The 12,859-nt window shown below is 51.0% G+C and carries 13 protein-coding genes; 7 read left to right on the forward strand and 6 right to left on the reverse strand.

Annotation, left to right across the window (positions count from 1 at the left end):
* Positions 1–24: 24 nt before the first annotated feature.
* Together IPF95_15320 and fabG are read right to left on the reverse strand one after the other, a co-directional pair.
* Positions 25–2,109, reverse strand: coding sequence for a hypothetical protein (locus IPF95_15320; GenBank protein MBK6476056.1), 2,085 nt, complete (start codon positions 2,107–2,109; stop codon positions 25–27).
* Between the two features lie 71 nt (positions 2,110–2,180).
* The gene (fabG, locus tag IPF95_15325) at positions 2,181–2,930 is read right to left on the reverse strand and encodes a 3-oxoacyl-[acyl-carrier-protein] reductase (protein MBK6476057.1); all 750 of its coding nucleotides are present in this window, start codon (positions 2,928–2,930) and stop codon (positions 2,181–2,183) included.
* Positions 2,931–3,387: 457 nt separating this feature from the next.
* Here fabG and IPF95_15330 point away from each other — a divergent pair, with 457 nt between their 5' ends.
* Positions 3,388–3,594, forward strand: coding sequence for a hypothetical protein (locus IPF95_15330; protein ID MBK6476058.1), 207 nt, complete (start codon positions 3,388–3,390; stop codon positions 3,592–3,594).
* Between the two features lie 6 nt (positions 3,595–3,600).
* Here the strand turns inward: IPF95_15330 and sucD are convergent, their stop codons facing one another.
* The 3 genes from sucD to IPF95_15345 form a co-directional block, all read right to left on the reverse strand.
* Positions 3,601–4,470 carry a succinate--CoA ligase subunit alpha gene (gene sucD / locus IPF95_15335; GenBank protein MBK6476059.1) on the reverse strand — a complete coding sequence of 290 codons (870 nt, stop codon included), beginning with the start codon at positions 4,468–4,470 and terminating at the stop codon, positions 3,601–3,603.
* Positions 4,471–4,568: 98 nt separating this feature from the next.
* On the reverse strand, positions 4,569–5,768 hold the full coding sequence (locus tag IPF95_15340) for an MFS transporter (GenBank protein ID MBK6476060.1): 1,200 nt from the start codon (positions 5,766–5,768) through the stop codon (positions 4,569–4,571).
* 38 nt (positions 5,769–5,806) lie between these two features.
* Positions 5,807–7,120, reverse strand: a complete 1,314-nt coding sequence (locus tag IPF95_15345; protein ID MBK6476061.1) for an NAD(P)/FAD-dependent oxidoreductase — start codon at positions 7,118–7,120, stop codon at positions 5,807–5,809.
* Between the two features lie 96 nt (positions 7,121–7,216).
* Here IPF95_15345 and mnmE point away from each other — a divergent pair, with 96 nt between their 5' ends.
* The 5 genes from mnmE (at position 7,217) to IPF95_15370 (ending at position 11,460) form a co-directional block, all read left to right on the forward strand.
* Entirely contained in the window at positions 7,217–8,569 is a 1,353-nt protein-coding gene (mnmE, locus tag IPF95_15350; GenBank protein ID MBK6476062.1) for a tRNA uridine-5-carboxymethylaminomethyl(34) synthesis GTPase MnmE, read from the forward strand.
* A gap of 410 nt (positions 8,570–8,979) precedes the next feature.
* Positions 8,980–9,387 (forward strand): hypothetical protein, encoded by a 408-nt coding sequence (locus IPF95_15355; GenBank protein MBK6476063.1) that lies wholly within the window; start codon positions 8,980–8,982, stop codon positions 9,385–9,387.
* Between the two features lie 77 nt (positions 9,388–9,464).
* Positions 9,465–10,229, forward strand: coding sequence for an IS5 family transposase (locus IPF95_15360; GenBank protein MBK6476064.1), 765 nt, complete (start codon positions 9,465–9,467; stop codon positions 10,227–10,229).
* A 1-nt stretch (position 10,230) separates the two neighbouring features.
* Complete coding sequence (locus IPF95_15365) at positions 10,231–10,638, forward strand: transposase (GenBank protein MBK6476065.1); 408 nt, start codon at positions 10,231–10,233, stop codon at positions 10,636–10,638.
* A 195-nt stretch (positions 10,639–10,833) separates the two neighbouring features.
* On the forward strand, positions 10,834–11,460 hold the full coding sequence (locus tag IPF95_15370; GenBank protein MBK6476066.1) for an outer membrane beta-barrel protein: 627 nt from the start codon (positions 10,834–10,836) through the stop codon (positions 11,458–11,460).
* A gap of 124 nt (positions 11,461–11,584) precedes the next feature.
* Here the strand turns inward: IPF95_15370 and IPF95_15375 are convergent, their stop codons facing one another.
* On the reverse strand, positions 11,585–11,986 hold the full coding sequence (locus IPF95_15375; GenBank protein MBK6476067.1) for a hypothetical protein: 402 nt from the start codon (positions 11,984–11,986) through the stop codon (positions 11,585–11,587).
* 98 nt (positions 11,987–12,084) lie between these two features.
* Here IPF95_15375 and IPF95_15380 point away from each other — a divergent pair, with 98 nt between their 5' ends.
* The gene (locus tag IPF95_15380) at positions 12,085–12,741 is read left to right on the forward strand and encodes a WbqC family protein (protein ID MBK6476068.1); all 657 of its coding nucleotides are present in this window, start codon (positions 12,085–12,087) and stop codon (positions 12,739–12,741) included.
* Positions 12,742–12,859 lie beyond the last annotated feature (118 nt).

Genomic DNA, 12,859 nt, shown 5'->3' on the forward strand with positions numbered 1-12,859 from the left:
AGGAGAATGATTTCACACAGGTATTCAATAGGCACCATTGCGTCGCCGCAGCACCCATTCAAGGGTAAGCAACGCTAAGATCACGAAGAAGATCCATTTCAAGCCGATCAGATCGCTGAAGCTGGCATGCGCGTATGATCTGGCCTTCAGTTGGTTCTTTCCTTGGATCAGTTCAGCCAAGGTACCAAGATCCTTCGGGTAGACCATTTGACCACCTGTGTTGGTCGCAATATCGTTCCAGACTCCGTGATCCGCCACTGTGCTGAATTGTTCGGCAACCAGCTCGCTCACATTCAATTCACCGGATGCCGTATAGCGTTGTCCCTCCAACTGCGTGCGGGCACTCCAGGTATAGCGTCCGGCCGGTAAGCGACCAGCATCCAACCGATATGCCGTGCCATTCGGGCTGAAGGTGTATGGGTACTCGCGGCCATCTTCATCTTTCAGCAGGATCGTTGCTTCCACGTTGTTCACCGGTTCGAAACTGGCGTTGTACAATTCAGCATTGATCAGCACAGGGTCGTTCTCAGTGTACTCCGGTGCATGCTCAACGCGGAATCGGTTCTTGTCCACCTTGAGCACAAGGAATTGCACCATTTTATGCACCAAGCGATCAAAGCGTTCATGCGATCCGTTCAATTGTTGATCGGCCACACGCCAGCGCCAAAGCCCTTCACCGGTAACGGTTGCCATGCGTCGCTCGCCTTGTTGGCTGAAGGCGATCAAAGGATAAGCAGTGCGCACGACTCCGATACGTTGCATCAACAACGCACTTGCGGACCGACCAAGATCGTATTGCCCGAACGGAACTTGTAATGGCGGGAATCGTTCGATCGCGTGCTGTTGGTCCTGATCGACCGTGAAATACGTGAAGTCCTTGTTGAACGCCGCTTGCGCATCGGTAATGGCCGTACGTGCTCCGGTCACTTGCACACCACTATTCTGTTGGTTGAAGGAAATGAAGTCCATCCCCTGACCAAGCATGAAACATAGCGGGATCTTGCGCGCCTCAGCACGTTGCAGTAGCGCTTGTAAGTTCTGCCGTGTCGATGGAAGTTGATGAAGAATGATCAGATCGAATTCATCGATGTTCCCGCTGAAGTCCGAAGCATAGGCCAATTCCGACTCGTATCCATCGAGACCAGCGAGGGCCAAGCGCAGTGCACCAAGGTCCGGATGTGGTGCCGCACCGAGCAATAGGATCTTCTGCCGATCGTCCAGCACATCAACAAGGAACCCACGGGAGTTATTCACCTCGGTGATCTCTTCATTCAACGTTCTTACAACAGCAGTGAACCGTTGCAATCCGGGTTTATCGGCTTTTAACGTGAACGGTACCTCGACCGTGAAAGGATCCGCAGTGATCGCGACATCTTTTCCCGCTACCTCCTTGCCATTCTGTAGGATCGCAACACGCGTTTGTTTTCCTTTCAGATGCCTTCCCTCAATGCGGACCAAGACGGGAAATTCGTTACCCAAATAACTGATCCGGTTGTTATCCACACCGCGTAGGACCAGATCCGGACGCACTGTAGTATCACCCAAAGCAACCGTGTAGACCGGCACGCCTAAACGGGTGGCATCGATCCTTGGGTCACGACCGCGATTGAATATACCATCGCCATCAATGATCACCGCGCCGAGATCAGGTCCGCTAAGGCGATCATACACTTCGCGCAGCGCTTGACCAATATCCGTAAGTCCTTCTAGTTGCGAAAGGCTGATCCCTTCGGACACCTCCTGACCGTAGGTGAATTCCCGCACTTCGTAATGCTCACTGAGTGCCTTTCCCAATTGCTCCAATTGCACACCGTAATTCTGTTGAAAGGAAGCGCTATCGGTTTTGGACAGGATGGATGAAGAACCATCATGCAATACCACCACCACGGGCTTCCTCACCTCGCGTATGAGTATGCGGACCATGGGTTCCAGTAGAAAAAAGGCGATCACCGCGATGGCCAACGCCCTGAGGCCAGCCAACAAGAGTGCGAGATTCCTTCCGAACCCTTCTACACCTGCGGACTTACGGTACAGCACCCATGCCAAGGCAATGCCCAGCGCTAAACAAAGCGGAGCAAGCCAAAGGCTATGTGCGGTGGTCAGGTTCATTGCGTGCAAAGGTCGGGGTTGATCATTTCAAACGCCCGATGAAGAGCAGCTATTGCCGATCCTTACGCTGATCACGTTACAAGACCGCCGCACACATTCAGTGTTTGGCCACTAACATAAGTGCTCATATCACTGGCGAAGAACACGCAGGCATTTGCCACATCCGCTGAGGAACCACCACGTTTCATGGGTATGCTAGCGCGCCAATCATCAACGACCTTTTGATCCAAAGTCGCTGTCATTTCTGTTTCGATGAAACCAGGTGCAATGGCATTGCTTCGGATGTTGCGGCTACCCAGTTCCAAAGCCACACTTTTGGTAAAACCGATGATCCCGGCCTTGCTCGCTGCATAATTACTCTGGCCTGCATTGCCTTGCACACCAACGATACTGCTCATGTTGATGATGGATCCACTGCGTTGTTTCAGCATGGTCTTGATCACCGCTTTGGTCATGTTGAAGACGCTTTTCAGGTTGGTGGAAATGACCACATCGAAATCGGTTTCGCTCATGCGCATGAGCAACTGGTCCTTGGTGATACCGGCGTTATTCACCAGCACATCCAACTTACCGAATTCAGCTACCACTTGATCCACGCAGGTCTGTGCGCTATCAAAATTACTGGCATCGCTTTGGATGGCGATCACTTTTCGGCCATACTTGGCTCCAAGTTCTTCAGCTACAGCATTGGCTTTCTCAGGGCTGCTCACGTAAGTAAATGCCACATCTGCGCCTTCTTCAAGGAAGCGTTCCACGATACCGCGACCAATGCCACGGGAGCCACCGGTTACTAAGGCGGACTTATCTTTTAATAAAGCCATATGTTGAACGCCTGTTCCTAATACAAAAGGCGATGCGCGAATGTAACAACAGTTGATCGCTCCGGGCCTTCAGCCCTCGAACACACATGTAATGGACCCAGCACATGGCATTGCCATGTGCTAGGATGAGGCGGGGCCTACAGCCCACGGACCCATGTTCATTGGACATAACCCATCGCAATGCCATGTAATAACATGAGGCCGGGCCTTCAGCCCTCAGACCCATGTGTGATGCGTCCCAGCCTATGGCGTTGCCATGAGCTGGGATGATGCCGCGCATTCAGCGCACTGAAGCCTCAACAACACGATTCCCAGCAAAATGTCATCCGCGATATAAGAAACAGGGAAGGTCTTGACCCATGATCAGGTTTAGATCCATCTCGCACAAGAAGAATGTAGGAGTGTTGCTACTCGATCCGAATAGGGATCACTGACACGATCAAACTAGATTTGTACAATGAGCAACGCAACCGACTTTTGGCAGTTCCCACCCGACCTACCGAAGGATCCCAAGAAATTGTGCCTTGTTAAGGTGAAGAATTACAGGACCGAGAAGTTGAGCTTTTATGTTCTGCGCTACCTGCGCGGCAAGTGGCAGTTCCAGGATAGGTTGCTCCTGAGCGGCGACGAGGACATCGTCAGTTGGGCCGTGATCAACGAATAGGGCCGATCAACCCAGCACTTCCTTAACCTTCGCACCGATCGTTGCGGGGCTATCCACTACATGGATGCCGCATTCGCGCATCACTTTCTTCTTGGCCGCAGCACTCTCGTCCGCACCGGACACAATTGCACCTGCATGGCCCATGGTACGGCCAACAGGAGCGGTTTCTCCGGCAATGAATCCGATAACTGGTTTCTTGCAATTGGCCTTGATCCATTTTGCCGCCTGTATCTCAAGATCACCACCGATCTCGCCGATCATTACAATGGCCTCGGTCTCTGGATCATTGGAAAAGAGTTGAACTGCTTCCAACGTTGTAGTGCCAATGATGGGGTCACCTCCAATACCGATGGCAGTGGTTATTCCCAGACCGGCTTTCACCACTTGGTCCGCCGCTTCGTAGGTAAGTGTACCGGACTTGCTTATGATACCCACCGTGCCCTTCTTGAAAACGAAACCGGGCATGATACCTACTTTGCATTCATCTGCGGTGATCACCCCAGGACAGTTCGGGCCTATCAATACACAGTTCTTTCCGCGGAGGTATTCACGGGCGGTCACCATGTCCTTCACCGGAATTCCTTCGGTGATGCACACGATCACTTTGATCCCGGCCTCCGCAGCTTCCATGATCGCATCCGCAGCGAATGCGGGTGGCACGAAGATGATGCTCACATCGGCACTCGTCTCTCGTACGGCATCACTCACTGTTTCGAACACCGGACGGTCCAAGTGCTTCTGACCACCCTTGCCCGGTGTAACACCACCGACCACATTGGTGCCGTATTCGATCATTTGTTCAGCGTGGAACGTGCCTTCGCTACCTGTAAAACCTTGCACTAGAACTTTGCTTTTCTTGCTGACGAGTACGCTCATGATCGATCGGGATGCTGATTAAGTGGCGGCGAAATTAGCCCAATGGTTGGAACGACGGCCCGGAACATGTTCACAATGGATCGTTCCCTTGCTGAACACTACGCCCCCGTAGCATTTGCAGCAATTGCACGCGATCTGGCCGAGCGTTGAAAAGCGAGCACGAACAGCAACGCACCGACCATCATGATCGCCCCACCGATATAAGGCGATGTGTAATGCCAGCCATAAAGGAACCCACCAAGAGTAGGGCCAATTACACGCGCCAACGATCCAAAGCTCTGGTTCATGCCCAGTACTTGACCTTGTTCCTTCTTTTCAGCACTGCGGCTTAGTAGTGATGAAATGCTCGGCATCATGCACCCATTTGCCAATGACAGGAAAAGAAGCGGAATAAAAGCGAACGGCACGAAATAGGCGGGCGGTACGAAGGGGATCATGAGTAGACCGAGAGCCAATAGGATACAACCGATGATCATCAATTTCTCTTCACCGAACGTGCGTGTAAGCCAACCGATCAAACCGCCCTGAACAATAGCAGATGCAAGCCCAATGAAGGCGAACATGTACCCGATGTGCTCCTCCGTAAGTCCATAATGCTGTTCCCAGAGGAGCGCGACCGTGATCTGCATCATGCTGAATGCCGTGATGTAGATGAAGTTGGTCACGAAGAGATCCCGGAATTTCTCGTTCCGAAGGGCTAGTATCGAACTGGTGATCGGCTTTACCTCGATCTTATTGCCGAGATTTTTTTCATGCAATGATTCCGGGAGGAAGATCAGGATCAGTACGAAGTTGATCAAGCTGAGGCACATGGCCGCGTAACCTACCGCGTCCATTCCGAAGTGTGCTTTGATGTATCCACCCACCGGCGGTCCGAAAATGAATCCAAGACCGAATGCGGCACCGATCATGCCCAATGCCTTTGCCCTGTTCTGGGGTTCTGTGACATCAGTGATGTACGCCTGTGAAGTTGCAATGTTCGCGGAGCCGATACCGGCCAACATACGCGCCAGCACCAAGACCAGAAGCGTATGGGCATTGGCAAGCAATAGAAAGCCCATCGCAGTGATGAATACTGTACCGGCGATCACGGGTCGCCTTCCATGCCTATCGCTTAACGAACCCCAGAAGGGTGAGAATACGAAATTCATCAAGGCATAAACCGCCATGATCATTCCCACCTCAAAGGGCGATGCTCCCAGTTCCATAGAATAAATAGGGAGAATAGGAATAACCAATCCGAACCCCAAAAGGTCAATGAAGACGGTGAGAAAAAGTATGGCGACCTTACGATCCATTCTGAACGGGGCGCAAAAGTATTATGAAGCAGGGTCCGTTAAATAGCTTCCTGCTCCGTAACCGTTGCTTTACGCACATACGGCCGAACGATCAAGCGGATCGTATTTTTCCAGCTTAGGAATTTCCATGCCCAGTTGAACAGCACCAACATGCGGTTACGGAAGCTCACCAAGCTCATGACATGGATGAAGATCCAACTGAACCATGCGATAGGCCCGGACAGATGCAGCTTCCCCCGATCCATGACCGCCTTGAATCGGCCAATGGTCGCCATTGAGCCTTTGTCATTGTATTTGAATGGGGTCCATTGCGAAGGATCCTTCAATAGATTCTTAGCGAGGTTCTTGGCTTGTTGGATCGCCGCGGGAGCTACTTGTGGATGGCCTCGCAGCCAAGCACTTTCCGTCATGTTCAAGGCTACATCACCCACGGCATAGATATTTCCAAAGCCGTTCAAGCGACTGAACTCATCCACATTGAACCGATCCGCTTTTGCATTGAATGCGGACTCCAGCCCAGGAATACAGACCCCTTTCACGCCGGCGGCCCAGATCAATGTATTGGTGGCCATGGTAGAACCATCAGCGAACTTTATCGTGTTCTCATCACACCCGATAACGCGCATCCCGAACCTTACGGAAACACCCATCTCCGTGAGATATTCGAACGCCTTTTCCTGTGCTTTTTTCGAGAAATTATTCAGCAATGAGGTGTTGCTATCGACCAAATGGATCTGCATATGCTCGCTTTCCATTTCACGGTATTCCTTTTTCAGGATCGTCATACGGATCTCGGCCAAAGCACCAGCAAGTTCCACGCCTGTCGGTCCTCCACCTACGATCACGAAATTGAGTTGGCGCCGTCGGTCATGCTCATCATCCAAATAGAGCGCGGCCTCGAAATCCTGCAGGAAATCACTCCGGATATCCAATGCCTGTGCAACGGTCTTGAGTTGCATCGCCTCTCTTGCGATCTCCTTATTCCCAAAGAAGTTGGTGGTACTTCCCGTAGCGATAACCAACTGATCATAATGAAATTCCCCACGGTCGGTGACCAAGATGTTCAGTTCAGGTTTAACCGCGATCACATTTGCCATGCGGAAAGCGACATTCGGCATGGGTCCCACCGTTCTTCTGAAGGGATGCGCAATGCTATCCGCACCCAAACTGGCCGTGGCCACCTGGTAGAGCAACGGTTGGAAACAATGGTGATTGTTCCGATCGATCAACAGTACCTTGTAGGGCTTACCGTCCAACCGTTTCACCAGTTCAAGCCCTGCGAAACCACCACCCACCACGATCAGTGTTGGAAAGGGCAATTGATCATATACGTCGCGGACTTTATTCGGCATTTTCAAATTAGTTCTTTGATCCAGGGCTAAAGATCCGGATCTTTGCCCGACAAGCACATTCAAAGATCATATTGAATGCGCAATATAAGTTCAAGTATGTACGAACAGGACACGATCGCTGCACTATCTACACCGGCGGGTGCTGGTGCAATAGCCATGCTCCGGGTATCCGGAGCAAAAGCGACGGCCGTGATCGATCGTATAGCACCTACCCTGCCCTTGGAACCGCTGCCGCGCTCGGCTTATTATGTGCCGGTGATCGATATGGACGGGCAGATCGATGAGGCGGTGATCACCTATTTCAAAGGCCCGCATTCCTACACGGGCGAAGATGTTGTGGAAGTTTGTGTACACGGATCAACCTATATCCAACAGCGCTTATTGCAGGCCATGCTCGATGCTGGCGCGCGGTTGGCACAACCCGGCGAATTCACTCAACGTGCTTTCCTGAACAAGAAATTGGATCTGAGCCAAGCAGAAGCCGTAGCTGATCTCATCGCTAGCCAAAGTGCCGCGCAGCATGAACTTGCGTTACACCAGTTGCGTGGTGGGTTCGGTAACCGCATAGAAGAACTACGGCAGCAGTTGATCGACTTCTGTGCGTTGATAGAACTGGAACTGGACTTCGGTGAAGAGGATGTGGAATTCGCGCAACGTATTGAATTGGTGGCACTAGTGGATCGGCTGATCGACCTGTGCACGGAGCTGGTGGACAGCTTCAGGTATGGTAACGCGATAAAGCAAGGCATACCGGTTGCGATCCTTGGTGCACCGAACAGCGGTAAAAGCACGTTGTTGAATGCCTTGTTGCAGGAGGATCGCGCCATTGTGAGCGAGATCGCTGGCACTACGCGGGATACAGTGGAGGAACTGCTGAGCATCGAAGGTATTCTGTTCCGGATCATAGACACGGCAGGGTTGCGCAGAACCACTGATGTTGTTGAGAAATTGGGCATCGACCGCAGCTACAAGAAAGCCGCCGAGAGCAGTATCGTGATCCTTTTGGGCGATGGCTCGAAACTATCAGAAGGTGCGTTGCGAACGGAAGCCAAGATGTTGCAGGAACGCCTCAGTAGCGGTGTGAAGGTTGTGCCCATGATGAATAAGAGCGATATCAATGCATCGACCAGGAGCAGCACTATCCTTTCCATCAGTGCACGAACTGGTGAAGGCTTGGATGCGTTGAAACAGATCCTGCTCCAGCATGTAAAGTCCTTACAAAGTGGCTCGGGCGATATCGTTGTGACCAACGCTCGGCATGTGGATGCGTTGACCAAGGCCCGCTCGGCATTGGAAGATGCGAAGAAGGCCATCGATAATGGCATCAGCGGTGAACTCCTTGCGATCGATCTGCGCAGGGCTCAACATCACTTGGGCGAGATCACAGGGCGCATTACCACGGATGATCTTTTAGGTAGCATTTTCGGGAAGTTCTGTATCGGGAAATAGGGCAAGTACTTGGCTCTATCTTCGTTCCTTATCATTCAAACTCCATGGAACGGCTCCTGCTTGCGTTGTGCATTACACTGCCCATGGGTGCAATGGGTCAAGTTCCAGAACAATCGCTCTCATCATCAACATCCGAGCCTCAGCATATTCGTCATTTTTGGGTTAATGGACAAAACGAATGGTAAAACCTTCTGAAAGTCCTACCTGGCTTAGGTTAGAGGCCTTTCAAAGGTCATGAACCAAAAAAGTGCTCTTTGTGTGGTGGTCCAGTTATTAACAAATACGGCCAGGTTCGGGGTAAGCAACGGTACCGTTGCCGCACTTGTGGTAAGCAATTTTTAGGCGGCCAAACAAAGCAGCCCGAAGAACTATGGTTTGAGTATCAAGCTGGCAAACAGACTTACAGGCAGTTGGCTCTCAAGTATGGTTGTTCTATTCGGACCATACAGCGGACGTTGGACAAATACACAGGCACTGAAGCCAAGGCTGTTCTGCCATCTTCAGCCGTGGTTTTAATGGATACGACCTACTTCGGGAGAACCTTCGGTGTAATGGTGTTCAGGGATGCAACTACAGGCACAGTCCTGTATAGGAAATACGTAAAACATGAGACCAACCAGCTTTATGCGGATGGTCTGAAATTCCTTCGTGGACAAGGCGTGGAGATAAGCGCCGTTGTTTGTGATGGCCGACGAGGCCTGTTGCAACTCTGCAGAGGAATCCCGGTGCAAATGTGCCAATTTCATCAAGTAGCGATCATTACCCGCTATCTCACTAGAAGGAATCTCAAAAATAAGCATTGCCTAAGTTATCTATGAACACTGGGCTTTGATCAACTTTTTAATGTTCCAGTTGATCTTCTTCTTTGGCGCAATGTACTTCGCTAAGAAAAGCGATGGACATCAGCGACAAGCAATGGGAAGTGTTGGAAAAACCGCTTACAAGTATTTTTCATAAGAGCGAAACACGTGGCAGGCCCAGACAAGATCCACGTGCGGTGCTTAACGGGATCTTGTGGATATGCCGGACCGGTGCACCATGGGCAGATCTACCTGGCAGATACCCGCCATACCAGACTTGCCATCGGTACCACAAACACTGGTGCAAGAGCGGTTCTTGGGATAAACTGCTGCATGCTCTTGCATCGGATCCACGCGATCGAGGGAAGATCGACATTACCGAATGCTTTATCGATGGCACCTTCGCAAGTGCCAAAAAGGGGGCTTGTGTTGGACCTACTAAGAAAGGGAAAGGCACCAAGATCATGGCAGTCACAGACGCTGTTGGTATTCCTCTCACCGTACGGGCCTTTAGCGCCAGCACCCATGAAGTAAAGCTAGCCGATAGGACGATCCGTTCGTGTGCCATAAAGCCCAAACGTGCGATCGCCGACAGGGCGTACGACAGTGACAAACTAAGACGCACATTGAAGAAACGCGGAATCCAACTGGTATGTCCGCACAGGAGTAACAGAAAACGACAAGTGCATCAAGATGGACGGGAATTACGGCGCTACAAACGCCGCTGGAAGGTCGAAAGGTTGTTCGCGTGGTTGTTTAACTCGCGCCGTACATTCGTTCGGTATGAATACCATGCAGACCTCTTCTTAGGCATGGTGCAGTTGGCTTGCGTAATGATAATTCTCAAAAGTTATTTTTGAGATGGCTTCTAGAAAGCCCAAGTTGCCAGCAGCCATTGAGCTGCGCCAATTGACACAGATGCTGAAGAAGACCGATAAGGAAAGCTTCACTGGGGGTCTACAACTATGGCATACCAAATGGAAGGCCTTCCTCGCTGAACGAACTGTGGAATCAACCACCGGCAAGTCACGTTATACGCACGGTCGCCTGCGGAGCGCACACCGGAGCCTATCGTGCAATCTGCCTTGGTTGTTCACTTGGTACGACTATCCTGAACTGGATATTCCCAACACCACCAATGCAATAGATGGCTACTTCGCAGACCTGAAGAACAAGCTTCGCAATCACAATGGCCTCTCCTTGACTCGGAAACAAAAATTTATCGATGAGTTTTTGAAGGCATGCGGACCTCGCGATGGGAACGGTTGATCCGAAGGTTCCGTTCCCATCCGATCATCGCTCAGTCATCAGGTTTATCCCTGGCAGGTTGCTCTCCAGCAGAGCCTACTTCCGTTTCGCCAGACACCCAAAGATCAGAATCGCAATTAGGTTCTCCAACAACGGTTGATAACTCGCCATTCGTTTTGTCCATTAGAGACAAACGTCTCCCAAAAGCCATTCGTTTTGTCTATTACACCTCATTTTTCGTTGGGGGCTTCGTTCGCTTCGGAATTAGCGTATCGCACGCTCCTGCTCAATGAACAGAGTGATCTCTATAGGTGGATCATTGATGGGAGGAACGATCACGAGATCCCTCGATTCGGGTATTCGGCTACGCTGAGCATGACCTACGAATTCAATAGGCATTGGTCAGTTGGAATCGGTGTTGGGTATTCGAAGAAGGGATACCGAACAAACATCGTGGATATCGAGCCATTGACCTTTGGCGATGTCATCGACCCAATAACGGGTAATGTCCATTATTCCTCCAACGACCCGGCGATTCCTCAAAAATTACGCAATGTGTATGGCTTTGCGTACATCACAATTCCGGTCCAATTGAGTTACGTGGCAGGCAAGGGTAAGATACGATCCATCAGTTCCATCGGCATGAGCGTTGATATGCTCAATCACGCGACGAGCGTCTTCGTTGGCAAATATTCGGACAGGGGTTGGGAACGGAAGACCACTGACCAGACCGAACAATTCTCCCAATGGAACCTAACACCGATGGTATCAACGGGAATTGCGATGCAAGTGGGCACTAGACTGAGGTTTACACTTGCACCTGTTGCACGCTACGGTCTATAACGGATCATCGACACACCGATAACTGGCAGACTCTGGAGCGTTGGGTTGGAAGCCGGCTGCTATTGGGCGCTTTGAAGTCCTGTGAGGATACAGGCAGATCACAGTTGCCGTTAGCAAAAGTCCATCAAGGGCACACCGCTTCTTCCAGAACCTTGTCAACGGCCAGGTATTCCTCTGCATCGTCTCCTTCTGCGGTTTCGCCCATTACGGTATGCGCTTCAAGCTTTACTACCACGGAGCCGCCATGCTTTACTGCAAGAGCGATCAACCGATCCTGCGCACTACCAGGAATTACCGGCTTGTTGAAAGCTGACCCACACGGAACAAAACTGTGCGCACCATCGCTATAGGAGTAGGTGCCAATTACCGTACTGTCGTCCACTGCATTCGTGGGAGTTGTTTCATCAGGAATTTGCTCCGTGGAAGAAGTAGGTTGCTCCTTGAACTCCGGCACAGATCCCGCATCAGGGTTGGTACAACCGGAATACATAATTCCAAGAACCACGATCGCCAATACATTTTTCATGATGGTGCAAAGGAATAGCCCAGCACGTGGAAAGGACTAATAATTATTCAACCTGATCAAGAACCACCGAAAAAGTTCGATCACCTTTGTCGCTTCGAATGATCCCTGTTCTATCCGCATTCTATTTCGGCACGATCGATCACTATCGTGTGTTGGCAAAGCATCCGAAGGTGATCATTGACCTCGGCGAGCATTACGAACGGCAGAGTTATCGCAATCGCACAACGGTCATCGGCCCCAATGGAACGAATGACCTTGTAGTCCCCATTGCGCGCAGAAGCGGAGAGAAAATGCCTATGCGCGAAGTAGGCCTCAGTTATGCTGAAACGTGGCCCCGGCAACACCTGCATGCGATCCGCAGTGCTTATGGAAAAACGCCATGGTTCATCCATTTCGAAGATGATCTCAATGATCTATTGAGCAAGCGCTATGACCGACTTGTGGAGTTGGATCTAGCAACGATGCGCCTTGCGATGAAGTGGTTGGGGTTGGGAACGGAATTGGTTCTGAGTGAAACCTACGTAGAGGTGAATGGTGAATGGGTAGGAAGCGATCTTGCGCGAAAGACGACCAACAACCAATTCGTGGATCTCCGCACTGCTCTGCATCCCAAACAACCACTGCCCGATCCGCTTTTGACTCCGCCAACCTACACTCAGGTATTTGCGGATAGGCATGGGTTCATTCCGGGGTTGAGCATTATCGATCTCGTGTGCAATTGCGGGCGTGATGCACGACGAGTCGTATTGGGTTGATCTGTGGGGTGTTAGACAATACTTTCATGTAGGCCGAAGAAAACTTCCAGCAAGATCATATCAAAGAATAATAATCATTATTGATGGCCCCTTGGGCATAGTTACCAAGCAACACTGT

The sequence above is a fragment of the Flavobacteriales bacterium genome (assembly GCA_016704485.1).
GTDB lineage: Bacteria > Bacteroidota > Bacteroidia > Flavobacteriales_F > PHOS-HE28 > PHOS-HE28.